This is a genomic window from Vibrio sp. 10N.286.52.F8 (assembly GCF_041468745.1).
GTDB lineage: Bacteria > Pseudomonadota > Gammaproteobacteria > Enterobacterales > Vibrionaceae > Vibrio > Vibrio crassostreae_C.
This window is the reverse complement of the sequence record NZ_JBFRJF010000044.1, coordinates 43,085-67,571: the sequence shown is the minus strand read 5'-3', so window position 1 is coordinate 67,571 and position 24,487 is coordinate 43,085. Positions and strand designations below refer to the sequence as shown.

Here is a 24,487-nt window from a genome sequence, read left to right as displayed (position 1 = left end):
GCAGCTTTCAGCGACTCTAATGAATTATCTTTAGCTTCTGGTTGATATGCGCCATACTTGAACTTAGCTACGCACCAATTTGGTGCATTGAGAAAAACACCAGTTCAAGGACGAAATAGTGAATCGATCAGCCAAAAGCGACAGCATAGATACACATCATCTTTCCAGCGCCATTCTCGACAATATGGTGACTTCGACATTGATGCTCGATGAGCAATTGTATGTCCGATACGCCAATCCGGCCGCTGAGCAGCTCTTTTCACAGAGCGCACGACGCATCGTTGATCATCCACTGAGCCAACTTATCCAACACGCTTCACTTGATTTGGCACTGTTGACGCAACCGCTACAAAGTGGCCAGAGCATTACCGACAGTGACGTTACCTTCGTTGTTGATAACCGCCCACTGATGCTTGAAGTCACGGTTAGCCCAATATCTTGGCAGCGAGAGACGCTGTTATTGGTTGAGATGCGCAAGATAGACCAGCAAAGACGCCTTAGCCAAGAGCTCAACCAACATGCACAACAACAAGCGGCTAAGTTGCTGGTACGCGGGTTAGCACATGAGATCAAAAATCCACTCGGTGGCTTAAGAGGTGCGGCGCAGTTACTTGGGAAAATGCTTCCTGATCAGTCTCTTAATGAATATACGCAGATCATTATTGAGCAAGCCGACCGCTTAAGAGCATTAGTCGACCGTCTGCTTGGCCCACAGAAGCCGGGGACTAAATCAGAAGAGAACCTTCACCAGATACTTGAGAAAGTCAGGCAGCTCGTAGAGCTCGAATCGGGTTCAACGCTCGCCATCGAAAGGGATTACGACCCGAGCCTACCGGACATCTTGATGGATTCGGCACAGGTTGAACAAGCGATGCTCAATATCGTGAGCAATGCAGCGCAGATTCTAAAGACTCAAGATTCTGGCAAAATCACCATTCGCACCAGAACGGTGCATCAAGCAAATATTCACGGGCAGCGACACAAACTCGCAGCGCGCATTGAGATCAGCGATAACGGTCCGGGCATCCCCGATGATTTAAAAGACACGCTGTTTTACCCAATGGTCAGCGGACGAGAAGGTGGAACAGGGCTGGGGCTATCGATTTCTCAAAACCTGATCGATCAACACAATGGGAAAATTGATGTTGAAAGCTGGCCAGGCAACACCACATTCACGATTTATCTACCGATTTAGGTCATAAGAACCTCGCTATTGGACAGCGAGATGAAAGGCTTAGCTCGGTAACACAAAGATTAAGACATCATAAAAACAACAATGATTATCACAATAGATTTGGCTGCAAAGGAATTGAATTATGAGTAAGGGATACGTTTGGGTCGTCGATGACGACAGCTCTATCCGCTGGGTAGTAGAGAAAACACTTTCATCTGCGGATATTAAGTGTGAAACATTTGCTGATGCTGAGAGCGTGTTGCTTGCGCTTGAGCGCGAGACACCGGACGTATTGGTGTCTGACATTCGCATGCCCGGCATTGACGGGATTGAGCTGTTGCATCAGGTTCATCAACGCTCTCCCGACCTGCCCGTGATCATTATGACCGCGCACTCAGACCTTGATGCGGCGGTGAATGCTTATCAAAAAGGCGCCTTTGAATATCTTCCAAAGCCGTTCGATATTGATGAAACACTGACTCTAGTCGAACGAGCGATCGCGCACAGCCAAGAGCAGAAACGCGAACAAGCCAGTGATGTCGCTGAAGACACCAACGCGCCAGAAATCATCGGTGAAGCACCGGCAATGCAGGAGGTTTTCCGAGCGATTGGCCGTTTGTCTCGCTCATCCATATCCGTGCTGATCAATGGTGAATCGGGTACCGGTAAAGAATTGGTCGCTCACGCTCTGCATCGTCACAGCCCAAGAGCTAAGAAGCCCTTCATTGCCTTGAACATGGCAGCAATCCCCAAAGATCTGATCGAGTCTGAACTGTTTGGCCACGAAAAAGGTGCCTTTACCGGTGCTAACAGCGTTCGCCAAGGACGCTTTGAACAAGCCAACGGCGGCACGCTTTTTCTTGATGAAATCGGCGACATGCCACTCGATATTCAGACTCGCTTGCTACGTGTACTTTCTGATGGCCAATTTTATCGTGTGGGTGGACACTCTGCGGTTAAGGTTGACGTTCGTATCGTTGCCGCAACCCACCAAGATCTTGAGCGCTTAGTGCATGAAGGCGACTTCCGTGAAGACCTTTTCCACCGACTCAACGTTATCCGAATCCATATCCCGGCACTTCGCGAACGTAAACAAGACATTGAAAAGCTGACTCATCACTTCCTAGCATCCGCCGCCGAAGAGCTCGGTGTTGAAGTGAAGACACTGCATCCTGAGACCATTTTGAAGCTCAACCAGCTCAATTGGCCGGGTAACGTGCGTCAGCTTGAAAACATTTGTCGTTGGCTTACCGTGATGGCCAGCGGCAGCGAAATTCTTCCTTCAGACCTGCCACCAGAGCTGCTAGAAGAAAAAGTGGTGACCACCTCAGGAACTGGAGATAACTGGCAACAACTGCTCGCTAATTGGGCAAAGTGTGCGCTTGATTCAGGAGAAAAAGAGCTGCTAACTTATGCTCTGCCAGAATTTGAACGTATACTGCTAGAAGCTGCACTCCACCACACTAATGGTCATAAACAGGATGCAGCTAAGGTTTTGGGATGGGGAAGAAACACCCTAACTCGTAAACTCAAAGAACTGTACTAGACCTTATATGATTCTCGATGCAGCTACTTTTTAACCAAAAAAGTGTCGCTTGGTTTGAATAGTGTCGGTACAATTACAGTGCGCTATTCACCAAAGTTGTAGCTAAAGATGTCTTTGAAAACACAAATTACTTTGAGAACCGCAGTGGTTCTGCCATTCGTGATGATTTTTCTGTTCACTATGGGTGTAATGGTTTTCACTCAAAAGCTAAGCTACAAAGAGATGGTGAGTGATGTTAGTGCACGCCAGCTGACATCACTGACTGACAATGTTCATCAAAGCCTGTCTAATTTTTTAGAAAAGCCATTTCACGCCAACCTCTCGCTCAGCCATAACATCGGCTACCACCATCTTTATCAAGCAGGCAATCTTAGTAAGGTCCAAGACTATATTTTTTATACGTTTTCAGACCATTACACTGCTGTACCTCAACTCGATGCGATCGGCTTTGGTTCTGAAGATGGTAACTACGTCGGTTTCCGCAAAGAAGCCAACAAAGGCTACACCTTGATGATGCAAGACGAACGCACCAATGATCAGCTGGTCATTTACCGTGGCAGCAAAATTAGTGAAGACATTCGATCGGTGATTTCAGGTTACGATCCTAGAATCCGTCCTTGGTACACACCCATTGCGACACAGAAAAAACCGTTATGGTCACCAATTTATGCCAATGCTGACGAACGTCAAGAAATCACCTTATCTGCTCTAGCGCCTATCTATGATGATAATGAATTCAAAGCCGTCGTAGTCAGCGACATCAAAATCAATACCTTCAATGCGTTTCTCAGAAAGCTCAAAGATAGAACGGATGCCTCTGTTTACATCATCGATAAGCAGCAACGCTTGGTCGCGCACTCAGGCGGAGGCAGTGTCGTTTCATGGGGCACAGGACAAACCAACAAAGGGCAACGCAAACTAGCAACAGAGAGTGCTAATCCAGTCATACGTGAGAGTGCTAGCTACGTAGAGCAATTCCACCTAATCGAGAATTTGGGCGAGCAGCGCTTTAGTTTTAGCCTAGACAACGAACGCTACTTCAACCAAATCACCCCATACGAAGATGAGCACGGGCTCACGTGGTTTATTGGGGTGTCGATCCCTGAAAGCAATCTGCTCGGTGAATTGCCAGAAAATCAAAGAAACAGTTGGTTGCTTGGGCTAGCACTGAGCTGCATTGGGGTCATTGCAGGATTAATTGCCTTTAATCGCGCAACCCAACCCATCACCTCGACAGCGGATGCGGCAAAACGCCTTGCTAAGGGCGATTGGGACGCGAGCATGCCAAAAACAGGGCATATATATGAAACCAGCATGTTGGTCGAGTCATTCAATGAAATGACCAACAACTTAAAGGCTTCGTTTCATGCATTACAGTCTCAACTTACCTATGACTCATTAACCAAGCTATACAGCCGTGAAGGCTTTATTGACGCTGCCAAGAAACACCCCGACAACGAAAAAGGCACACTGTATTTGATTGGTATTGATCGCTTCCGAGACATCAATGACAGCCTAGGTCATTACAATGGCGACCAGCTACTTATCATTGCGGCCGCTCGTTTAAGAGGCACACTGCCATCCGAATACCTACTAGCTCGCACTGGTGGTGATGAGTTTGCCATCTACGCGCCAAACGTAACGCAAAGCGATGATGTTCAGCTGCTGACTAACCGCTTACTTCAAACCTTCGCTTCCCCATTTTCAATGGAATCGGAAAGCGTGGTGATTAAGGTATCGATGGGGATAGTGAATGTCTCGAATCTTCACGACATTACACTCCTGCTACGCAGCAGCAGCATTGCATTGAGCAATGCGAAACAAGACAAAACCAGTGTCTGTATTTATAGCCTTGAAATGGGCAAAGCATCGAGACATCGCACCAAGATGTTAGCGCGGATGAACCGAGCGATTGAACTTCAACAGTTCGAACCGTTTTATCAGCCTATTATTGATCTGGAATCTGGCTCGACCATAGGAGCAGAAGCTTTAGCTCGCTGGATAACGGATGAAGGGGTGATCTCGCCACTCGAGTTCATTCCTCTCGCGGAAGAGAGCGGGCTCATTGACGATATCGGAAAACAAATTCTGCATAAGTCGTGTCGAGATACAGCCATCGCGATTGAGTCAGGAAAATGGAGCAAGGACTTCTCGATTCACGTCAACCTGTCGGTCGTTCAGCTAAGCGAAAGTGGCTTTGTGGAACAAGTAAAAGGCACGTTGCGAGACACAAATCTGCCAGCAAGCAACCTGACACTAGAGATCACCGAATCACGCATCGTCGACAACGACCCGACCATCATCGATAACATGCTGACTCTAAAAGCACTAGGGATATCAATTGCGATTGATGACTTTGGTACCGGCTATTCGTCACTGGCTTACTTACACAAACTGCCATTCGACTGCCTTAAGATCGACCGCAGCTTTGTCAGCAAACTTGATAAAGAGAACCTAGATAGCTCCATCGTCGCGGCCATCGTTAACATCACTAAGGGCTTCAAAGTAAGCTTGGTGGCAGAGGGCGTTGAAACACAGCAACAGGCTGAACTTCTCAAGCAGCTGCAGTGCCCGCTTGCTCAAGGCTTCTTATACAGTCGCCCAGTTCCGTTTGACCAATGGCCTACCGACCTCATCAACTCCAAGCAAAGTGCCAAGGTCAAACAAAATACCACTGAGAGTCTCACCTAAACCAGGCAGAAATCGAATGAGTCAGATACAAAAATGCCAGCATGATGCTGGCATTTTTTATTGTTCTATTCTCTATCGAGCGATTAGATAACGCGAGAGAATTGCTGCTGGCGAGCCTTTGCGCGTAAGTATTTATCAAAACACATACAGATGTTACGGATCAGCAAGCGGCCACGCAGAGTAACGCGGATTTCTTTGTCATCGACTTCAACCAAATCATCGTTGATGAAGGTTTGTAGAAGCTCTAAATCTTCTTTGAAGTAGCGATTAAAGTTAACCGAGAACTCAGATTCGATCATTGTTTTATCAAGCTTGAAGTTACAAATCAGCTGCTTGATCACTTCACGACGTAGAAGGTCGTCACTGTCTAGAGCAACACCTTTCCAAAGTGCATGACGCAGGTCATTCACCTGAGCGTAGTACTTCTTCAGCTCTTTCTGATTTTGTGCGTAAGCATCACCAACCATAGAAATCGCAGAAACACCGAAACCAATTAAGTCAGCTTCACCTTGGGTGGTGTAGCCTTGGAAGTTACGATGCAGAATACCTTCACGCTGTGCTACGGCTAGCTCATCTTCAGGTAGTGCGAAGTGATCCATACCAATGAACTGGTAACCCGCTCCCGTTAGCGTCTCGATGGTATCTTGCAAGATAGCCATTTTCTCTTTCGCTTCAGGTAGATCTTCGTCTTTAATCTTACGCTGCGCCGCAAACAGCTGAGGCATGTGTGCGTAGTTAAATACCGATAAACGGCCCGGCTTCATTTCTAACACTTGCTTCAATGTTTCAGCGAACAAAGCTTGAGTCTGCTTTGGTAGGCCGTAGATCAAATCCAGATTAGTTGAACGGAAGCCTAGCTCTTTCGCTCGTTTAACCATCGCAATGATGAACTCTTCATCTTGCTCACGGTTAACCAGTTTCTGCACTTCTTTATTGAAGTCTTGCACGCCAATGCTCAGGCGGTTGAAGCCTTCGTTACGCAGGTGGTCAAGTACGTCTAGCTCAATCTCACGCGGGTCAACTTCAATACTGATTTCAGCGTCAGCGGTGAAGTTAAACTCTTCACGCAAAATACTCATCAAACGAGTGATTTGTGTTTTGGTCAAGAACGTTGGCGTACCACCACCGAAGTGCAATTGCGTCACTTCACGGCCATTCAATAAAGAGGCGCGTTGGCGGATTTCATGTTCAATCACATCAAGGTACTCATCCGCTTTATGCGAGTGACGAGTAATGACTTTATTACAACCACAGTAGTAACAAAGCTTGTGGCAGAACGGGATATGCACGTAAAGAGAGAGTGGACGCTCAGGATATTGAGTACACGCCATGTCGTAATCAGCGACGGTAAACGCTTCATGAAACTCCAACGCAGTTGGGTATGAGGTGTAACGAGGTCCCGAATAGTTGTACTTGTTTAAGATCTCTTGATCCCAAACGATTTGCTGATTCGTTGTTACTGGCTTGCTCGACATAGCGGTATTTCCAATTTAGATCCGCGAGAACCTAAGGTCTCTCAAATCATTTTACATACATTAAAATATAGACGGGTTATTTTGCCACACGACCTGTAAGGTCGTTCCAAGACAAAATCAATTTTTTAGACAAAAACTCAGAACTGCTAGCTTGATCACTAACAAAGCGTCGGGATTAACGAGACGCAAAAGGTAAGAAGGCTCATTTAACACTATCTATAAAGATAAGGTGTCTCAAGAACACCCTGTATTAAACAAGCCTCTATTTTAAATAGTCTTAGCGACTAGATCATCTGAATGTTGATTTGGTTGTTGAGAGGTTTAACCTTCTCTTGCAACCTTTTCAGATCTTCAATGACCGCATCATTCAAGCGAGTCTCTGCCTTATGGCGCGTGAGATTCTGCTGCATGCGCTCTTTCTTCGTCAGTTCCTGTCTTGCCTCTCCGCGAGCCATATCTTTTACGATATGGTACAGCTCAGAAAGAGCAGGATACTCAGAATCAAAATCGACACGCTCATCACCCTGAACATTATCCATAATGATACACACTCGGATACTGATCTCAGGTAAGTCACATTGCCCTTGAATGCCCGCTAAGCACAAAGTATTTACGTTTTCGTAAATCGTCGCGTTGCGTTTTTCAATGGCTAGTGCTTGATGCTGCTTTTGCAACTCCGTCTGCTTCTTCACTTGAAGTAGAAGGTAACCTGCGTAAGAGCCCAAGCCGAGAATGATAATTCCACCAGCAATTGCTAATAAGGTTACGTTCATTGGCTATTAACCTTTAAAGCTGTCTAAATCGAAATCTTCGAATTGAGATAGCAAGTCTTCGTCAGAGCTCGCTTTCTTCTTAGAGGCAACCGGTGCTTCTTCGAAGATCTCTTCTTCATCGTCTTCTGGCTCTAGTAGACCTAAGCGGCCCATTAGGTGTTCGATACGATCAAGTTTCTCATCAACAAACTTCTGTAGACCAGCACCTAGGTTTTCACCATTTTCGATACGATCTAGGAGTGTGTTCAGTTGAGCGTCATTCTCAAGCATCTCTAACTCTTGTTCGTTAGATAGCTTGCGCTCTTGTTTAGTCGGCTTCTTCGCTGGTTCAACGATCAGCGGAATTTTTTTCTTGCTGCCTAAACGTGGATCACGAGCTTGTGCAGCTTTACGCTGTTTTGCTTCGCTACCATCTGAGTGACGGCTGCCAGACTTAAGGCCTTTACGCTTTTTAACACGCTTACGTTCACGACCTTCAACATCAGATTCACTACGGTTACGAGTAACCATAGGCTCCGGAGCGCCAAGTGCTCCCGGCTTTCTTGATTTCTTACTACGACCCATTACTGCACTTTCCTCAGTAAAATTACATCATTTCCAAAAAATTCTAGTTCGAGCTTATCCCGCTCTGCCAAAAACTGGAATGTTTGACGACTAAAGAAGACAACATGAGTCGGGTCATTCTTGTAGTGCCAACCAGCAAACGCATCTACGTCTATTACTAGCTTAGTCATAAGACCAATCCAGCCTTTGGGTTTAACTAAATTCAACCATTGCTGCCACACTTTGTCTGGGTGATAAAGATGCTCTATCACCTCCGTGGCAGTCATAAAGTCATACGTTTTTTCCAACACAGAGGGTTCTGGGTGGTAATAGATATCGTACAACTCCATGGTGTGTCCGGCTTCTTCTAACATAATAGATAGCGTAGGGCCTGGGCCACAACCAAAATCCAACCCGTGTGAGTTAGATGAAATTTTGTCTGTTAGTGGATCCGCGATGCGAGATAAAAAGCGGCGATAGCCTGCATCACTAGGATCGTTCTCATGGAGATCATAGTGTGCTTTTTCTTCTTTTGCTTCTAACCTTTGTTCAGGTTTAACAAATACCAGTTCACATTGCTGACACTGCAGATAGGCTCTGCGTTTGTCTTCAAAATAGTGATTCACGCCTTGGTGATGGCATAAGGGACAAGTATACATAGCACATCCTTAAACAGGGATGCGAAACATACCAGAAACTGAGTTTATAGTGGAGAGGTATTGGGTGTTTTTTCATCAAATCAATAAAAAAAGCGATAGGAAAACCTATCGCTCTCTAAATCTGCCTATATCGGCCAAAATTTGCATACTCAACTTGGTACACAAATCTCCATTTGTTATTGGTGCTTTCCATGCCAAATTTGTTTGTTGTTCATCGTCCTGATGAGTTTTGGCTATCCTTTTCTAACACCTTGTTGCTGGGCTGTCCTAGCCTGATCCATTTCTGTCTATACCGTTAGACTAGATGATCATCCATATCTAAGTCAGCTCCTAGCTGATGGCGGTTACTTTACCGTGTTACAAAAAGACTACAAGAGTGCGACTTCACACTTTTGTACACAAATCGATCACACATTGATAAATCAGACATAAACACAAAACGCATTAATAAAACCAATACAAAAGAAAACGCCCCGACCATGACTGATCGGGGCGTCTCTTCAATCTCGCTCGAACGTACATTCCTTTACTCTGGCTAAGAGCAAGAAACCGACAAATTAGTGTAAACCACCAACGTACTTCGATAAGGTATCAATATCAGCGTCTGTTAACTTTTTAGCTACATCACGCATCATCGCATTCATGTCGTTATTACGGTCACCATCGCGGAATTTTTCAAGTTGAGCCTTGATGTAATCTGCGTGCTGACCTGAAATCTTAGGGAAACCAGAAAGTTCGGTACCATTACCACGAGGGCCATGACAAGCAATACACGCCGTTACGCCGCGTTCTGCGTTACCCGCTGTGTAAAGAACCTTACCTTCATCTACTACATTTTCAGGAGTAGAGTTACTAGAGATAGGTAGAGAGGCGTAGTATGCCGCTAGGTCAGCCATATCTTCTTCAGATAAAGGCATCGCCATTGCACCCATTACAGGTTCGTAACGACCTTGCTTACCACCACTTGTCATACCTAGCTTAAGCTCTTTTAACTGCTTCTCTAGATACTTCTCATGTTGACCAGCCAGCTTAGGGTACTGAGTGATCAGGCTGTTGCCGTCAGCACCGTGGCAGGCAACACATGTTTGTGATTTGGCTTTACCAGCTTCAATACTACCTTGAGCCCATACTGAGCAGCTGGCTAAAAGACTCAAAATTAGCGCTAATTTCTTCATGACATTCCATTATAATTATCAAGCTTCCAGTACCACTCTATGTTGCCACTCATGGTACAATAGGCGACCTTATGCCGAGCACGGTTATTTTACACAAATTCACAAAAAAGTAATCAATCGACTACACAAAGTCGAGATGGAGTTAACAGTGAGCGTAAAAATTCATTATCAAAACACGCATTTCATTACCAGTGCACCTGATATTCGTCATTTACCAGAAGACGAAGGGATCGAAATTGCGTTTGCAGGACGCTCCAATGCTGGTAAATCTAGCGCGCTAAATCGCGTTACAAACCAAAAAAGCTTGGCGAAAACCAGTAAAACACCCGGTCGAACTCAGCTAATCAACCTATTTAAGGTAACGGACGGTTGTCATATCGTCGATTTACCTGGATATGGCTTTGCTCAAGTACCACTTGAGATGAAGAAAAAATGGCAGAAGTCGCTAGGTGAATACCTACAACGACGTGAAAGCCTGAAAGGTTTAGTGGTATTGATGGATATCCGTCACCCAATGAAAGACCTTGACCAACAAATGATCTACTGGGCTATCGATAGCCGCATCCCAGTACAGGTTTTGTTAACAAAAGCAGACAAACTGAAAAGTGGTGCGCGTAAAGCACAGCTACTGAAAATCCGTAACGATGCAAAATCTTTCGGTGGTGATGTTGCGGTTGATGTCTTCTCATCAATGAAGGGCATCGGCGTTGACCAACTGCGTGCCAAGATGGATGAGTGGTTTGCGCCTGCGCTTGCAGACCAACTGATCGATGAGTTAGCAGACGAAGAACACAACGATTCAGAGTAGTCTCTATATAGAGGGGGACTAGCTCGCCACTATCAAGTGTTCGCACCTTATCAATGCCCCTCCTTATATAGGCGGGGTATTTTTTTCTGTAAATTCGTGAGTTAAAGCGACCAACAATATCTCTTCGATGGCGCAATCCATCCAAATTACTGCCGAAGCCCTGAAATACAGCACCGAGAAACAACAGAAAATCATGGACTACATTGAGCATTCACCGACTCAATACACTGATAAATAAGGTGTAACCCATCAATCCTTTATCGATAACTTGTAAAATAAAAGTTATTTCAAGTGATAAAACAATCGACTTAGAGACGGATTTAAATTACCAAAAGCTGATCGAATTCCAGATCTAAGGCAAATCAGGGGTTTATCACTGTGCTTGAGAAAGTGTAATAAAAGGCACTAAAAATGAGAGGTTTTACGGGGGAATGATAGGTTGGAAATATTTTTCTTTCGCACAAGAAAAAACGCCCCAGTCAAATACTGACTGGGGCGGCTGAATCAGCCTAATCCAATAACGTGAAACAAAAGGTCTGAAAGATAGAACATCTTACCTCTGTACCCTACGAGATTTAATGTACAACAATTGCTCAGAAATGAAAACAATTTTTGTAGTTTTTTTTCATGAATGTTTTATTAAAACACCTAAATTCTTATTACGACTTAACTTTATTTGAGACAAAAAAAAGCCAGTGTTTGTGCACTGGCTCATACTAATTTGCTTATTAAGGTCAAAAACTGATTAGTGGGCTTGATCCCAGTTGTCACCGTGGCCAGCTTCCGCGACAAGCGGCACTTCTAGCTCTGCAGCGGATTCCATCAATTCTTGTACTTTACTTTCAATTTCGGCTAAAGATGACTCTTCCACTTCAAACACCAATTCATCGTGTACCTGCATAAGCAGTTTTACACGACCATCGCCTTCCGCTTGAATCCACTCATCCACCAACAACATCGCTTTCTTAATGATGTCCGCTGCTGTGCCTTGCATTGGCGCATTGATCGCCGCGCGTTCAGCAGCTTTACGACGCATGCCATTACGAGATTGAATCTCAGGAAGGTGCAGTCGACGACCGTAAATGGTTTCAACGAAGCCTTGCTCTGAAGCAGCACTGCGCGTGTCTTCCATATACTGCATTACGCCAGGGTAACGCTCGAAGTAAGTGTCCATGTAGTGCTGTGCTTCGCCACGAGGAATACCCAGTTGCTTAGCCAAGCCAAAGGCACTCATACCGTAGATAAGACCGAAGTTAACGGCTTTAGCACGACGACGTTGTTCAGTGGTCACACTCTCAATATCAACACCAATGATCTCAGCAGCCGTTGCCGCGTGGATATCTTTGCCTTGTTGGAATGCTTCCAGAAGCGCTTTATCACCCGAAAGGTGCGCCATGATACGCAATTCAATTTGAGAGTAATCGACCGCTAGAATCTTCCAGCCATGTTGTGCAACGAATGCTTGGCGGATACGACGACCTTCTTCATTACGAATTGGGATGTTCTGTAGGTTTGGATCTGTTGAAGACAAACGACCCGTTGCTGTCACCGCTTGGTGATAAGACGTATGAACACGACCCGTTTCAGCGTTGATCATCTTCGGTAGTTTATCTGTGTAGGTCGACTTGAGTTTCGCAAGGCCACGATACTCAATGATCAGCTTAGGTAGCGGGTAATCAAGAGCCAGCTCTTGCAGCACTTCTTCGTTGGTTGAAGGTGCACCTGATGGCGTTTTCTTGATAACAGGCAGACCCATTTTCTCAAACAGGATCGCTTGCAGCTGTTTTGGCGAGTTCATGTTGAACTCTTGCTCTGCAATCTCGTAGGCTTTCTGTTCTAGCTCATCCAATCGAACCGCAATCTCTTGCGATTGAGCGCCTAGCAGCATGTCATCGATGAATACGCCAGTGCGTTCAATGCGAGACATAACAGGGATCAGTGGTACTTCGATTTCTTCATAGATGGCTTTTAGCTTTTCATCTTGCTCAATGTTTTCCATCAAACGGTTATGAAGACGTAGTGTCACGTCAGCATCTTCTGCTGCGTATGGAGACGCTTCTCCCAGCTCAATCTGGTTGAAAGTAAGCTGCTTCTTACCTTTACCTGCGATTTGCTCAAATGAGATGCAGCTGTGCTGAAGGAAACGCAGCGCTAGGCTATCCATATCATGCTTGCCGCCAACGCTATTAAAAACATAAGACGCTAGCATGGTGTCGTGCTTGATGCCTTTCATCTCGATACCGTAGCGCGCTAAAACGCTCATATCGTACTTCAGGTTTTGACCGACTTTAGCCTGTGCGTCATCTTCAAGAATCGGCTTAAGCTGTTCAAGTACCCAATCACGGTCGAGTTGTTGAGGTGCATCTAGGTAATCATGGGCAACCGGTACGTAAGCGGCAACGCCTTCTTCGGTTGCGAATGATAGACCAACAAGGTTAGCCACCATGTAGTCCAAGCTGTCTGTTTCAGTATCAAAGGCAAACACCTCTGACGCTTTCAGTTTCTCTAGCCACGCATTAAAAGAGGCTTCATCTAAGATGGTTTCGTAGTTGCTGCGATCAATCGTCACTGCAGAGGTGTTCATTTCTACGGTAGAAGTGGTTGATGCCGTGCTGCTACGCACAGCACCCGACTTTTCATCCGCCTCAACCACACCGCTGCCGCCTTCCAGTAGCTCGTTCAACCAAGATTTGAAGACCAGTTGACCGTATAGCTTAATCAGCTCATCCGTATTTGGTTGTGCTTTTACAAGCGACTCAGGTGTCTCTTCTAACTCGACGTCCAGTTTGATCGTTGCAAGCTCGTAAGACATCTCAGCGTTGTCTTTATTATCAATCAGCTTCTTAGCCATGGTTTTTGAACCACGGAAGCCAAGAGCGGCAATATCATCCAGGTTTTGATACAGCTTTTCGATGCTACCAATGCCTTGTAGTAGAGCAGTTGCTGTTTTGTCACCAACACCTGGAACGCCAGGAATGTTATCCACTTTATCGCCCATCAGTGCAAGGTAGTCGATAATCAGCTCAGGTGGGATGCCAAACTTCTCTATCACGCCTTCGCGATCCATAACCACGTTGGTCATGGTGTTGATCAAAGTAACGTTGTCATCAACCAGCTGCGCCATATCTTTATCGCCAGTACTGATCAAAACCGGCATGCCCGCTTTAGATGCTTGAGAAGCTAGCGTACCAATCACATCATCCGCTTCAACGCCTGGGATCGAGATAAGTGGTAGACCCATTGCGCGAATCACGTTGTGCAAAGGTTCGATCTGACAACGTAGATCATCCGGCATAGGTGGACGATTAGCCTTGTACTCTGGGTACATGTCATCACGGAACGTCTTTCCTTTTGCATCAAAAATAACCGCAATACGATCAGAAGAAAATTGACGCATCATGCTGCGCAGCATGTTAACTACACCGTAAACAGCGTTAGTTGGGATATCACCATTGCTCATTGTGCCAGGGTAAGCATGGAACGCGCGATATAGGTAAGAAGAGCCATCGATCAGAATCAATGGATTATCAGGAATACGAGCCATAATGTTTGTGTATCCAGTAAGTACAGAAATTATCTGTTAAGAATGCCACGTCTGTTGGTTGGATTCCACGTTGTCGATCTGTATCCGTTCACTCGGTTGTGTTCGTTATAATCGATTTGTTGTTATTTTTTGTTCTTAGACGCAAGCGTTCTGTGGATAACTCTGTTTATATTATTTATCCACCCTGTTGAGAACTACGGTGAACAACTCAAAAAACACCAATAAACAACTGAAAATAAAGAATAATTTTACAGATCGAACAGATGATCAACGATCTTTTCTCGATCTTGCGTTGTGGAAAAGAATGCTGATGGCGTTTTATTCATAAAAATACGTGCCACTAAATATGCATCTTGTTGAAATGGTAGGTATAAAAAAAGCGACACCCGAAGATGTCGCCTAGCAAAAACCGGTAAAGCCATTCAAATTGAATACCACAGCTTTACCTAAAAGCTATAAATTACACTGGAAGCAATGTGAGCAATGTCGTGTCAAAAAGAACTTAGTACAAGTTCGCGAGAATTCTGTTGGGTAACCAAGTAGATACTTGAGTACTTAACATCCTTGTGAACATTTCCTCATTCCCTAAGACGAAGTTAATAATAATGATTCTCATTTAATAGTCAACACTTAAATGATAATAAATCTCATTTGATTTATAAACCGTTAACAGCAGTGCTTAAATTTGCTTCAAAAAATGGATTCTATGGTCATTAATGTCTTCTTTTTCTTCAAATCTTTCGATTAGGTAACCGTTTCTCAATAACAGGCGCAACATTGCAGGGAACTGGTTACGAGACTTAACCTTTAACTGTCTGTAGCCCTGCTCTTTCGCCCACTGTTCCTGAACGTCTAATTGCGCCTGTGCAACGCCTTTGTTCCTCGCGAGCGGTGACACGCCACCAAACCAGCTGTAAAAAGTATCTTGATCCAATTCATAGCCGATCTTAAAGCCAAGCAACACGCCAGCTTCTTCAGCCACTAAGATAAGGCTCTTTTTCCCTGCCAGCCGCTCTGACAGAGAAGCGACACTCTCTTTTTTAGCGAACTCAGAGATCTGCTCGACCACAGACACCACTTCTTCTAAAGAACCTTCACGTACGACAACTGACATCTTATTCATCCTTATAAACGAAAGGGCTGGCACAATGGCCAACCCTTTACTGATCACTTAAGTGAGATCTACACGGTTACTTTTCTTTTAAATGCTCAGCAGCTTGTGCGTTATCTTCAGCAAGCCACTCTGCGACATCTTTAGCGAAGTAAGTAAGAATGCCATCAGCGCCAGCACGCTTAAAGCACAACAGTGATTCCATGACGGTTTCGCGCTCTTTCAGCCAGCCGTTTTGAATCGCCGCTTTGTGCATCGCGTATTCACCAGATACTTGGTAAGCAAACGTAGGCGCTTGCAGTTCGTGCTTAACACGACGAACAATATCAAGGTAAGGCATGCCTGGTTTCACCATCACCATGTCCGCACCTTCATTAAGATCCATCGCGACTTCATGAATCGCTTCATCGCTGTTGGCTGGATCCATCTGGTAGTTCTTCTTGTTACCACCTTTCAGGTTCGAAGCACTGCCAACTGCATCACGGAATGGGCCGTAGTAGCACGATGCATATTTTGCAGAGTACGCCATAATCTGAGTATGAATATGGCCCGCTTCTTCTAACGCTTCACGGATCTTACCAATGCGACCATCCATCATATCCGATGGGGCAACTACGTCAGCACCCGCTTCAGCGTGTGATAATGCTTGCTTGATCAAGACTTCAGTCGTCTCGTCATTCATCACGTAACCATCTTCATCGATGATGCCGTCTTGGCCGTGAGTGGTGAACGGGTCTAGTGCTACGTCAGTAATAACGCCAATGTTTGGCACATGCTCTTTTAGTAAACGTACAGCGCGCTGCACCAAACCTTCTGAGTTATGAGCTTCAGCTGCGCATAAACTTTTAGCATCTTGGTTCACGACTGGAAATAGAGCAATCGCAGGAACACCCAGCTTTGACAGGTAATCTGCTTCCTCAAGCATGTAGTCGATCGACAAGCGTTCAACACCTGGCATTGACTCGACAGGCTCGCGGCGGTCTTTACCCATCAGGATAAACATTGGGTAGATTAGATCATCCACAGACAATTGATTTTCTGCCATTAGGCGACGGCTAAAGTCGTGCTTACGCATACGGCGCATACGGCGACCTGGGAATTGACCTTGAATTGAAACAGACACTAGATTCTCCTTGCCTATTCTAAGCACCGAAATACTTAGATATGAAAAGTGCTAAATACAGGCAAAAGCATATCACTGATGGCTCAGGACGCTAGCAGTAAAATATGAAACCTACTCAAAAATAGGGATAAATGGCAAAAAATGACCTTCTCCTCACACTGCCGTATACTCATGACAACTCAGTAAAGACCGCTTTCAGGACAAAACAATGATCGACACCCATGCTCATATTTACGCTAGCGAATTCGATGAAGACCGCGAACAAGTTGTGCAGCGCGCACTGGCTCAAGGGATTGATACCATTCTATTGCCGAACATCGATTTAGAATCTATCGAACCAATGTTAGCAACGGAAGCGCAGTTTCCTGATGTGTGCCGTTCAATGATGGGCTTACACCCTTGTTATGTGGATGCGAATATCGAGCAAACCCTCAAAACCATTCGAGCTTGGTTTGATAAGCATGACTTTATCGCCGTGGGTGAGATTGGTATCGACTTGTACTGGGATAAAACCTTCAAGGCTGAACAAGAGATGGCGTTTGTGACTCAACTGCAGTGGGCAAAAGAGCTTGATCTACCTGTGGTGATCCACACTCGTGATTCCATTGAAGAGACACTTGCCCTACTTCGTAAAGAACAAGATGGCAGCTTACGCGGGGTATTCCACTGCTTTGGTAGCAGCTTAGAGGAAGCTCAAGCGATCAACGAGCTAGGCTTTCATTTAGGTTTAGGCGGCGTTTCGACCTTTAAGAACTCTGGGATGGATAAGGTGATTCCACATCTTGATATGAATTACGTCATCCTAGAGACAGATTGCCCATACTTAGCACCAACACCGAATCGCGGTAAACGCAATGAACCAGCCTACACAGAATTAGTAGCAAAACGCATCGCTGAATTGCGCGGCAAAAGCATCGAAGAGGTGAATGCAATCACCACAAAAAATGCAATCAGCTTATTCAACTTGTAAAAACCTATACAATTCAACAAAAAATGTAAGTTTTGTATATTTTGTTGAATGAACTATTAAACTAGTACAACATAAGCCGCCTGAATATCTCGACGGTAATTTATGTGTAAGCACCCCCACTTAAGGCGTAAACATCGAACTCTATGGCACAAAGTAATTGGCATCAAAGAGCTGTATAATTGCACTCAATGTGGATACCAATTGAAAGTAAGATAGATACGCAAAATCAAAGCGGCTAGCGTCGCTTTTTTGTTTGTTCAGTGGAAAGTTAGAATTTACAGTTTAGTTTGAGTTACTATCTCATTCAATATATCATCAACCACCTGCATATAGAGGTAGTTGATTATGTGTGACCATTCACAACACTTACAACGTCAACATCGAACCCTATGGCATAAAATTTTGGGCATCAAAGAGCTCTATATATGTCAGAACTGTGGCTATCAGTTAAAGATTCGATAAACAGACATAATAAAAAAGCGGCCCTAGGCCGCTTTTTTATTATGTGATTTTTACTGAAGCATTCCGAATCAAGATTCAGCTTCTTCCTCTTCATCCGCATCTGGCTTACGCGTATAAAAGCGTGCGAAAAACAGACCAATCTCAAACAGAATACACATTGGAATCGCCAACAGTGTTTGCGAGATCATATCTGGTGGTGTCAGCATCATACCGATGATGAAAGCACCCACCACAATGTAAGGACGCTTTTCAGACAGAGATTGAGGCGTTGTTGCCCCCGTCCAACACAACAAGATAATCGCAACAGGCACTTCAAAGGCGATACCAAAAGCAAAGAACAGCGCGAGTACAAAATCAAGATAGCTTGAGATGTCGGTTGCGAACTCTACTCCCCCTAATGATATGGCCGTAAAAAAGCCAAATACCAACGGGAATACAATAAAGTAAGCGAACGCCACACCACAGTAAAACAGCAATGAACTTGAAGCCAATAGCGGCATGATCAAGCGTTTTTCATGCTTGTATAAACCCGGAGCAACAAAAGCCCACACCTGATACAAAATAAACGGAACCGCGAGGAATATAGACGCGATCAAGGTTAATTTCAGCGGTGTGAAAAATGGCGATGCAACATCGGTTGCGATCATCGTCGCCCCTTCCGGTAGACGATCTACCAAAGGTGCTGATACGAATTCATAAATATCATTAGCAAAATAAATTAGCCCGACAAATATCACTAGCACCGCGACAATCGCACGTAGTAGGCGATTACGTAGTTCTAGAAGGTGGCTAATTAAAGGCTGTGTCTGCTCAGTCGAAGACATGTCAAACCTCTTAAACAGGAAGATCGAAAAGGAGCCGCGCGTGTATCTATCCAGTTGAATTGGTATCCACTTGAATAGTTATTTACTTGAATAGATATCTATTTAAACATCTAGCGAATCAAGTATCCGGCGACTCCTCCTTGCGAGACTATTCGGCTTTCTTATCTGACGGTGCTGAAGCTTCGCTGTTGACCTGAATGGTTTCAGATTCCACAGTTTCCATGACACTAGGTTTAGTCTCACTTGGCTTATCAGACTCAGGCTTAGCATACGGACGTTGAACCTCAGCAGCGGCCTGCTTGAGTTCATCGACTGACGCTTTAAGGTCTGGAGATAAATCTTCCATACCCATTTTTTCCGCCTTGCGTAGGTTTTCTTGCAGCTCTTGCACCTTAAGCTCATGAGAAAGTTCATCTTTCACACTGTTTGCCATGCTTTTCGCTTGTCCAACAAACTTGGAAATACTGCGAATCGCCACGGGCAAACGCTCAGGCCCTAAAACCACTAACCCAACGACAGATATTAATACCAGTTCCCAAAAACCGATATCAAACACGATTTACGCCTGCTCTTTGTCTTTCTTTGTTTCAGCAGTTGTTTCAGCGTGAGCTTCTGTCTTCTGCTGTTCAATATTCTTTGGTTCGAAGTCTGCATCTTTCTTATCTGCAGGCTTGTCTTCATCGCTCATCGCTTTTTTGAAGCCTTTAACCGCTGAACCTAAGTCACCACCCATACCGCGCAGTTTCTTTGTTCCGAATAGCAAAATTACAATTACAGCAATGATTAGAAGTTGCCAAATACTGATACCACCCATTGTCATTGTCCTCGGGTCTGTCTACACATAAAATATTAAGAGAGTCTACTGTCTAACGACGGTAAGCTCGCCAACTAAGCAACCAAAATGTAACACCTGCGATGCCACAGCCCATAGATAGCTGCTCATAAGGGCTTGAAACTAATATTGCGGAGCATACGACTAAAGTGGCTCCAACGCCAAACAAAAACTTTCCAGTTGCTTGCTGACGCTTACTATCTCGGTAACCTTGATAAAGCTGATCCATTCTGTGGTTCATCGCTTTACCTTGGCGCAAGCTGTCATAAAGTAGCTCTGGCAGCTCTGGCAGTTTTTCTGCCCAGAATGGCGCACGCTCTTTTACTGCGTTGATCACAGCTTGCGGCCCCACCTGATTCATCATCCAGGTTTCAAGGAAAGGCTTCGCCGTTGCCCACAAATCAAGTTGCGGATACAGCTGACGGCCTAGGCCTTCGACATACAACAAGGTCTTTTGCAGAAGCACCAACTGAGGTTGAACCTCCATGTTGAAACGTCTTGCTGTATTAAATAAGTTTAGCAACACATGGCCAAATGAGATCTCGCCAAGTGGTTTTGCAAAGATTGGCTCACACACCATACGGATCGCGAACTCAAAATCATTGACGTTAGTGTCGTGTGGCACCCACCCCGAATCAACGTGTAGCTCAGCAACTTTACGGTAATCTCGATTGAAGAAAGCCAACAAGTTCTCTGCTAAATAGCGCTTATCTTCGCTATTGAGCGTACCAACAATGCCACAATCCAAACCAATCCACTGAGGGTTATCTGGATTCTCTGGGTTAACAAATACGTTGCCCGGGTGCATGTCTGCATGGAAAAAGCTATCTCGGAATACTTGGGTGAAGAATACCGTCACACCGCGTTCCGCGAGCAATTTCATGTTGGTGCCGTTGGCTTCTAGCGTCTCAATATCGGAGACTTGAATACCATAGATTCGCTCTGACACCATCAGGGTTTCGCTGCTTAGATCAGGGATAACCTCTGGAACATACAGCTCTTCACTGCCTTCAAAATTACGTCGCAGTTGAATGGCATTGGCCGCCTCACGGCGCAGGTCGAGTTCATCAAGTAACGTTTTCTCGTACTCGTGAACCACTTCAACCGGTTTCAAACGACGTGCTTCAGGAAGCGACTTAGCGACTATACGCGCCATTCGGTGCATCAGTTTTAGATCTGCGTCAATCACCGGGCGAATATCAGGTCGAATGACCTTCAGAACAATCTCACGACCGCTCTCTTTAAGCTTTGCGGTATGCACCTGAGCGATAGAAGCAGAAGCCAGTGGCTCGATATCAAAGTCGGTAAACCAGTTGTCTAAACTGCCACCCAACGCCTTTTCCATATCTTGCTTCGCCAGTTGACCATCAAACGGCGCAACTTGGTCTTGCAACAACGCCAACTGATCGGCGATATGAGGAGGGAACAGATCACGACGTGTCGACATCATCTGTCCAAACTTGATCCACACTGGACCAAGTTCTTGCAGCGCAAGGCGCAAGCGATGACCCAACTCTTTATCTTGATGCTTGTTCTTAAGCCAAAACAGTGACTTTCGCGCCAACAAAGGAGCTTTAGTCAGTTGGTGTTCCGGCATCAACTCATCAAGGCCATATTCCAACTGTACCTTGATAATATGATAAAGACGTTTCAGTTCTGCTGGGGTCATGCTTTCTCCAACAGAGCGTTCAACTTAGCTTCAAGACGAGCAGCAGAGCTTTTTACGTCATCAACTTGGTCGCAAAAATGCGCGACTTCTAACGGTGCTGGTGCGATCTTCCACTCTTCAGTCAGAACTTGAGCAACATGGTTTTGATGCTTAGTCGCCTGTTTTGCTACAAAGCCACCGACGTTTTTAACGCCTTGCACCAAGGTATGCGCAACCACATCACCCGTCACACGCGATAACCACTCTTCCAAATCAGGCTTGCAGTCTGTCATCAGTTGAGCAAATTTCTGAGCCAGTTGAATATCACCCTCTAAGATCAACTTATCTTGCTTGATCAGCTTGGTGATGTTCGATTGCTCACGCAGTTCAGGCAGTACCGATAGGTTCAAAGATAGGTAGCAATCAGGCTGCCCTTCGTATTCCGACAACACATCGATCTGTTGGCTGAAAACGAAAGTGAGTGTTTTATTCAACTCTTTCAAATTAACTTGAATGATCTGCCCCTTTAAACGAGACAAACGACGAACCAAGGCTGGATCATCGTTCACGAAAGTATTTAAAGAGGTTTCAATAACCGCGGTTACCAATGGATCAAATGGCATGACTGTCCTTACCTTTGAAAACGGATAAGCCTTAACCTATCCGTTCTGTCTTTATTCTTATTTTTAGCACGCCCTACGAGCCTGCTACCAAGTTCGACTAGAACTTGTAACCACGGTGCAGCGCAACAATGCCGCCCGTTAGGTTGAAGTATTTCGTATTTTCAAAACCCGCTTCTTGCATCATGCCTTCCAAGGTTTCTTGGTTAGGGTGCATGCGGATTGATTCTGCAAGGTAACGATAGCTGTCTGCGTCGTTGGCAATCAGCTCACCCATTTTTGGCAACAGGTGGAAAGAGTAGGCATCGTAAACCTTTGATAGAGGCTCAAGTACTGGCTTAGAAAACTCAAGAACCAACAGACGACCGCCCGGCTTCAGCACACGGTACATTGAACGCAGCGCTTGGTCTTTATCGGTAACATTACGCAGACAGAAGCTGATGGTAATGCAATCGAAGTAGTTATCTGGGAAAGGCAGCTCTTCAGCATTGGCTTGAACGTAATGTACGTTGCCAACAATACCGCTATCACGCAGCTTATCGCGGCCAACATTCAGCATTGAGTTGTTGATATCAGCAAGAACCACATGGCCTTTTTCACCAACGATACGCGAGAATTTCGCAGTCAGGTCGCCAGTACCACCACCAAGATCTAGGATACGTTGACCAGGGCGAACGCCACTGCAATCAATCGTGAATCGCTTCCACAAGCGGTGAACACCACCCGACATTAAGTCATTCATGATGTCGTATTTAGCGGCTACAGAGTGAAATACCTCTGCTACTTTCGCGACTTTTTCGTCTTTTGCGACTGTTTCGAAACCAAAGTGTGTGGTTTCTGACTCTACTGCTGAATTTGTCTGCACGCTTGTGTCCATAATGCTGTTATCTACCATGGTAAGTTCTCATCGACAGCACGCTCCGTGTTTAGAGGCGCTGCGGCCGATTAGTTTACTTTATCCTCAGTAGGTTGTCTTTCTACTAAAGAGACATTTTCTGAAAAAGCCTCATTTTGAGCCATTTCAGCCAAGCCTACCGAAATCGGTTTCTTCACCTCAACACCGAGTTGCTTGAAGCTTTCCGCCTGACGGATCACATTGCCACGCCCAGTCACTAGCTTATTCATCGCCCCTTGATAACTTTGGTTTGCTCTATCAAGTGAGCTGCCAAGGCCTTCCATATCATCAACAAACAGGCGCAGCTTGTCGTAAAGCTTGCTCGCACGTTCTGCGATAACCTGTGCGTTCTGGTTCTGTCTGTCGTTACGCCACAGGTTATCAATGGTACGCAGTGCCACCAGCAAGGTCGTTGGGCTGACCAAGATGATATTTTGCTCCATCGCGTCTTTCACCAAGCTAGGATCCGCCTGAATCGCCACTTGGAATGCTGGTTCAACCGGGATAAACATCAACACGTAATCCAGACTCTGTATGCCTTTGAGCTGATGATAATCTTTCTGGCTCAAGCCTTTGATGTGCGCTCGCAGTGACACCAAGTGATCGCGCAATGCAGCATCGCGTTGCTGATCGGTTTCGGCATTGAAATAGCGTTCAAATGCCACCAGCGCCATTTTTGAATCGACCACCACTTGCTTGTCTTGTGGCAGATGCACAATCACATCCGGTTGATAACGCTTGCCCGCATCGTTTTGCAGGTTCACTTGCGTTTGGTATTCGTGGCCTTCGCGCAGTCCTGATTCAGCAAGCACGCGAGCCAGCACCACCTCGCCCCAGTTACCTTGTTGTTTGTTGTCACCCTTTAGCGCTTGAGTCAGGTTCACCGCTTCACGCGTCATACTCTCATTAAGACGCTGCAGGTTTTTAAGCTCATGCACCAAAGTATGACGCTCTTTGGCTTCTTGGCTGAAGCTGTCGTTCACTTGTTTCTTAAAGCCTTCCAACTGCTCTCTTAGTGGAGACAACAAACCTTCTAGGCTCTGCTTATTCTGCTGATCGACCTTGGCGGTTTTGGTTTCAAACAGTTGATTCGCTAACAGTTCAAACTGCTGCTTAAGTCGTGATTCAGCTTGCTCTAGCAACTGCAGCTTTTCGCTATTGGCGAGGTTTTCTTGGTCATGCCTTGCCTCTTGCTCGCGCAGCTCGGCTTCTAATTCAGACTTATGATCTTTAAGCACATTGATCTCATCAGCGTACTGCTGGCGCTCTTGCTTCACAGCCTCAAAGTAGCGCAGTTTTTCCATTGCAGCCATCACCTTACCGTGCGCCTGCTTGAGCTCGAATGCCGCTTTGTCTCGGTCATCATCTAACTCATCGAGCTCTTGTTGCGCCTCTGCGAGTGATGCTTTGAGCTGAGCTTGCTGAGATTCATGCAACAAACGATCGGACTCTAGCTGCTGCTCGAGCAATCGCTGCTGAAAAGAGAGCTTCTGTTTAATCCACCAACCCACGACACCGCCGCTGACGAGCGCGCCAGAAATTGCAGCAATAAGCGTTGCCTGATGTTCGATAATCCATTGCATGATAATGATTTAGCCTAATTGGAAATAACTC

General features: G+C 45.4%; 20 protein-coding genes and 1 pseudogene. 6 read left to right on the top strand and 15 right to left on the bottom strand.

Going from position 1 to position 24,487, the window contains the following annotated elements; translation table 11 throughout:
- The first annotated feature begins 118 nt into the window (after nucleotides 1-118).
- The 3 genes from glnL to AB4133_RS19410 all read left to right on the top strand — a co-directional run bounded on the left by glnL (nucleotide 119) and on the right by AB4133_RS19410 (nucleotide 5,411).
- Entirely contained in the window at nucleotides 119-1,195 is a 1,077-nt protein-coding gene (gene glnL / locus AB4133_RS19420) for a nitrogen regulation protein NR(II) (protein WP_019826501.1), read from the top strand.
- A gap of 121 nt (nucleotides 1,196-1,316) precedes the next feature.
- Nucleotides 1,317-2,720, top strand: a complete 1,404-nt coding sequence (glnG, locus tag AB4133_RS19415; RefSeq protein WP_372225404.1) for a nitrogen regulation protein NR(I) — start codon at nucleotides 1,317-1,319, stop codon at nucleotides 2,718-2,720.
- A 108-nt stretch (nucleotides 2,721-2,828) separates the two neighbouring features.
- Nucleotides 2,829-5,411, top strand: coding sequence for an EAL domain-containing protein (locus AB4133_RS19410; protein WP_372225402.1), 2,583 nt, complete (start codon nucleotides 2,829-2,831; stop codon nucleotides 5,409-5,411).
- An 83-nt stretch (nucleotides 5,412-5,494) separates the two neighbouring features.
- On the opposite strand, the gene hemN is transcribed toward AB4133_RS19410, so the two are convergent.
- The 5 genes from hemN to AB4133_RS19385 all read right to left on the bottom strand — a co-directional run bounded on the left by hemN (nucleotide 5,495) and on the right by AB4133_RS19385 (nucleotide 10,036).
- A complete protein-coding gene (gene hemN, locus AB4133_RS19405; protein ID WP_017070103.1) occupies nucleotides 5,495-6,886 on the bottom strand; it encodes an oxygen-independent coproporphyrinogen III oxidase in 1,392 nt (463 codons plus the stop codon).
- A gap of 284 nt (nucleotides 6,887-7,170) precedes the next feature.
- Nucleotides 7,171-7,659 (bottom strand): DUF2489 domain-containing protein, encoded by a 489-nt coding sequence (locus tag AB4133_RS19400; RefSeq protein ID WP_017060164.1) that lies wholly within the window; start codon nucleotides 7,657-7,659, stop codon nucleotides 7,171-7,173.
- Nucleotides 7,660-7,665: 6 nt separating this feature from the next.
- Nucleotides 7,666-8,223: a Der GTPase-activating protein YihI gene (gene yihI, locus AB4133_RS19395; RefSeq protein ID WP_017060163.1), complete on the bottom strand. Its 558-nt coding sequence runs from the start codon at nucleotides 8,221-8,223 to the stop codon at nucleotides 7,666-7,668.
- Entirely contained in the window at nucleotides 8,223-8,861 is a 639-nt protein-coding gene (locus AB4133_RS19390; protein WP_010433503.1) for a class I SAM-dependent methyltransferase, read from the bottom strand. The genes yihI and AB4133_RS19390 overlap by 1 nt, the downstream gene beginning before the upstream one ends.
- A gap of 557 nt (nucleotides 8,862-9,418) precedes the next feature.
- A complete protein-coding gene (locus AB4133_RS19385; RefSeq protein ID WP_012602993.1) occupies nucleotides 9,419-10,036 on the bottom strand; it encodes a cytochrome c in 618 nt (205 codons plus the stop codon).
- A gap of 148 nt (nucleotides 10,037-10,184) precedes the next feature.
- Between AB4133_RS19385 and yihA the strand changes: the two genes are divergently transcribed.
- A complete protein-coding gene (gene yihA, locus AB4133_RS19380; RefSeq protein WP_017631972.1) occupies nucleotides 10,185-10,844 on the top strand; it encodes a ribosome biogenesis GTP-binding protein YihA/YsxC in 660 nt (219 codons plus the stop codon).
- Nucleotides 10,845-10,944: 100 nt separating this feature from the next.
- Nucleotides 10,945-11,082, top strand: a pseudogene (locus AB4133_RS19375) (GTP-binding protein); the annotation flags it as partial.
- A gap of 507 nt (nucleotides 11,083-11,589) precedes the next feature.
- Here the strand turns inward: AB4133_RS19375 and polA are convergent.
- The 3 genes from polA to hemB form a co-directional block, all read right to left on the bottom strand.
- Nucleotides 11,590-14,388 carry a DNA polymerase I gene (gene polA / locus AB4133_RS19370; protein ID WP_372225400.1) on the bottom strand — a complete coding sequence of 933 codons (2,799 nt, stop codon included), beginning with the start codon at nucleotides 14,386-14,388 and terminating at the stop codon, nucleotides 11,590-11,592.
- Between the two features lie 679 nt (nucleotides 14,389-15,067).
- The gene (locus tag AB4133_RS19365) at nucleotides 15,068-15,502 is read right to left on the bottom strand and encodes a GNAT family N-acetyltransferase (protein ID WP_017063054.1); all 435 of its coding nucleotides are present in this window, start codon (nucleotides 15,500-15,502) and stop codon (nucleotides 15,068-15,070) included.
- A 76-nt stretch (nucleotides 15,503-15,578) separates the two neighbouring features.
- A complete protein-coding gene (hemB, locus tag AB4133_RS19360) occupies nucleotides 15,579-16,622 on the bottom strand; it encodes a porphobilinogen synthase (RefSeq protein ID WP_017060158.1) in 1,044 nt (347 codons plus the stop codon).
- A gap of 208 nt (nucleotides 16,623-16,830) precedes the next feature.
- Between hemB and AB4133_RS19355 the strand changes: the two genes are divergently transcribed.
- On the top strand, nucleotides 16,831-17,592 hold the full coding sequence (locus tag AB4133_RS19355; RefSeq protein ID WP_104216339.1) for a TatD family hydrolase: 762 nt from the start codon (nucleotides 16,831-16,833) through the stop codon (nucleotides 17,590-17,592).
- Nucleotides 17,593-18,122: 530 nt separating this feature from the next.
- Here the strand turns inward: AB4133_RS19355 and tatC are convergent.
- From tatC to rmuC, 7 genes are all read right to left on the bottom strand, one after another.
- Nucleotides 18,123-18,878, bottom strand: a complete 756-nt coding sequence (gene tatC / locus AB4133_RS19350; protein WP_017060156.1) for a twin-arginine translocase subunit TatC — start codon at nucleotides 18,876-18,878, stop codon at nucleotides 18,123-18,125.
- Between the two features lie 148 nt (nucleotides 18,879-19,026).
- The gene (gene tatB / locus AB4133_RS19345) at nucleotides 19,027-19,434 is read right to left on the bottom strand and encodes a Sec-independent protein translocase protein TatB (RefSeq protein WP_017060155.1); all 408 of its coding nucleotides are present in this window, start codon (nucleotides 19,432-19,434) and stop codon (nucleotides 19,027-19,029) included.
- A gap of 3 nt (nucleotides 19,435-19,437) precedes the next feature.
- On the bottom strand, nucleotides 19,438-19,692 hold the full coding sequence (gene tatA / locus AB4133_RS19340) for a Sec-independent protein translocase subunit TatA (protein WP_017060154.1): 255 nt from the start codon (nucleotides 19,690-19,692) through the stop codon (nucleotides 19,438-19,440).
- 52 nt (nucleotides 19,693-19,744) lie between these two features.
- Complete coding sequence (gene ubiB / locus AB4133_RS19335) at nucleotides 19,745-21,379, bottom strand: ubiquinone biosynthesis regulatory protein kinase UbiB (RefSeq protein WP_017065813.1); 1,635 nt, start codon at nucleotides 21,377-21,379, stop codon at nucleotides 19,745-19,747.
- Nucleotides 21,376-21,981: an SCP2 domain-containing protein gene (locus AB4133_RS19330; protein ID WP_017063051.1), complete on the bottom strand. Its 606-nt coding sequence runs from the start codon at nucleotides 21,979-21,981 to the stop codon at nucleotides 21,376-21,378. The genes ubiB and AB4133_RS19330 overlap by 4 nt, the downstream gene beginning before the upstream one ends.
- Nucleotides 21,982-22,078: 97 nt before the next feature.
- The gene (gene ubiE / locus AB4133_RS19325; RefSeq protein ID WP_026012235.1) at nucleotides 22,079-22,858 is read right to left on the bottom strand and encodes a bifunctional demethylmenaquinone methyltransferase/2-methoxy-6-polyprenyl-1,4-benzoquinol methylase UbiE; all 780 of its coding nucleotides are present in this window, start codon (nucleotides 22,856-22,858) and stop codon (nucleotides 22,079-22,081) included.
- Between the two features lie 65 nt (nucleotides 22,859-22,923).
- Complete coding sequence (rmuC, locus tag AB4133_RS19320) at nucleotides 22,924-24,456, bottom strand: DNA recombination protein RmuC (protein ID WP_104216340.1); 1,533 nt, start codon at nucleotides 24,454-24,456, stop codon at nucleotides 22,924-22,926.
- Nucleotides 24,457-24,487: the final 31 nt, after the last annotated feature.

What these genes read in the sequence shown, in the direction of transcription:
- glnG (WP_372225404.1), top strand. Translation starts at nt 1,317, where the DNA reads ATGAGTAAGGGATACGTTTGGGTCGTCGATGACGACAGCTCTATCCGC.
- AB4133_RS19410 (WP_372225402.1), top strand. Translation starts at nt 2,829, where the DNA reads ATGTCTTTGAAAACACAAATTACTTTGAGAACCGCAGTGGTTCTGCCA.
- rmuC (WP_104216340.1), bottom strand. Translation starts at nt 24,456, where the DNA reads ATGCAATGGATTATCGAACATCAGGCAACGCTTATTGCTGCAATTTCT.
- ubiB (WP_017065813.1), bottom strand. Translation starts at nt 21,379, where the DNA reads ATGACCCCAGCAGAACTGAAACGTCTTTATCATATTATCAAGGTACAG.
- AB4133_RS19355 (WP_104216339.1), top strand. Translation starts at nt 16,831, where the DNA reads ATGATCGACACCCATGCTCATATTTACGCTAGCGAATTCGATGAAGAC.
- AB4133_RS19400 (WP_017060164.1), bottom strand. Translation starts at nt 7,659, where the DNA reads ATGAACGTAACCTTATTAGCAATTGCTGGTGGAATTATCATTCTCGGC.
- AB4133_RS19365 (WP_017063054.1), bottom strand. Translation starts at nt 15,502, where the DNA reads ATGTCAGTTGTCGTACGTGAAGGTTCTTTAGAAGAAGTGGTGTCTGTG.
- polA (WP_372225400.1), bottom strand. Translation starts at nt 14,388, where the DNA reads ATGGCTCGTATTCCTGATAATCCATTGATTCTGATCGATGGCTCTTCT.
- AB4133_RS19385 (WP_012602993.1), bottom strand. Translation starts at nt 10,036, where the DNA reads ATGAAGAAATTAGCGCTAATTTTGAGTCTTTTAGCCAGCTGCTCAGTA.
- tatA (WP_017060154.1), bottom strand. Translation starts at nt 19,692, where the DNA reads ATGGGTGGTATCAGTATTTGGCAACTTCTAATCATTGCTGTAATTGTA.
- AB4133_RS19390 (WP_010433503.1), bottom strand. Translation starts at nt 8,861, where the DNA reads ATGTATACTTGTCCCTTATGCCATCACCAAGGCGTGAATCACTATTTT.
- tatC (WP_017060156.1), bottom strand. Translation starts at nt 18,878, where the DNA reads ATGTCTTCGACTGAGCAGACACAGCCTTTAATTAGCCACCTTCTAGAA.
- hemN (WP_017070103.1), bottom strand. Translation starts at nt 6,886, where the DNA reads ATGTCGAGCAAGCCAGTAACAACGAATCAGCAAATCGTTTGGGATCAA.
- AB4133_RS19330 (WP_017063051.1), bottom strand. Translation starts at nt 21,981, where the DNA reads ATGCCATTTGATCCATTGGTAACCGCGGTTATTGAAACCTCTTTAAAT.
- yihI (WP_017060163.1), bottom strand. Translation starts at nt 8,223, where the DNA reads ATGGGTCGTAGTAAGAAATCAAGAAAGCCGGGAGCACTTGGCGCTCCG.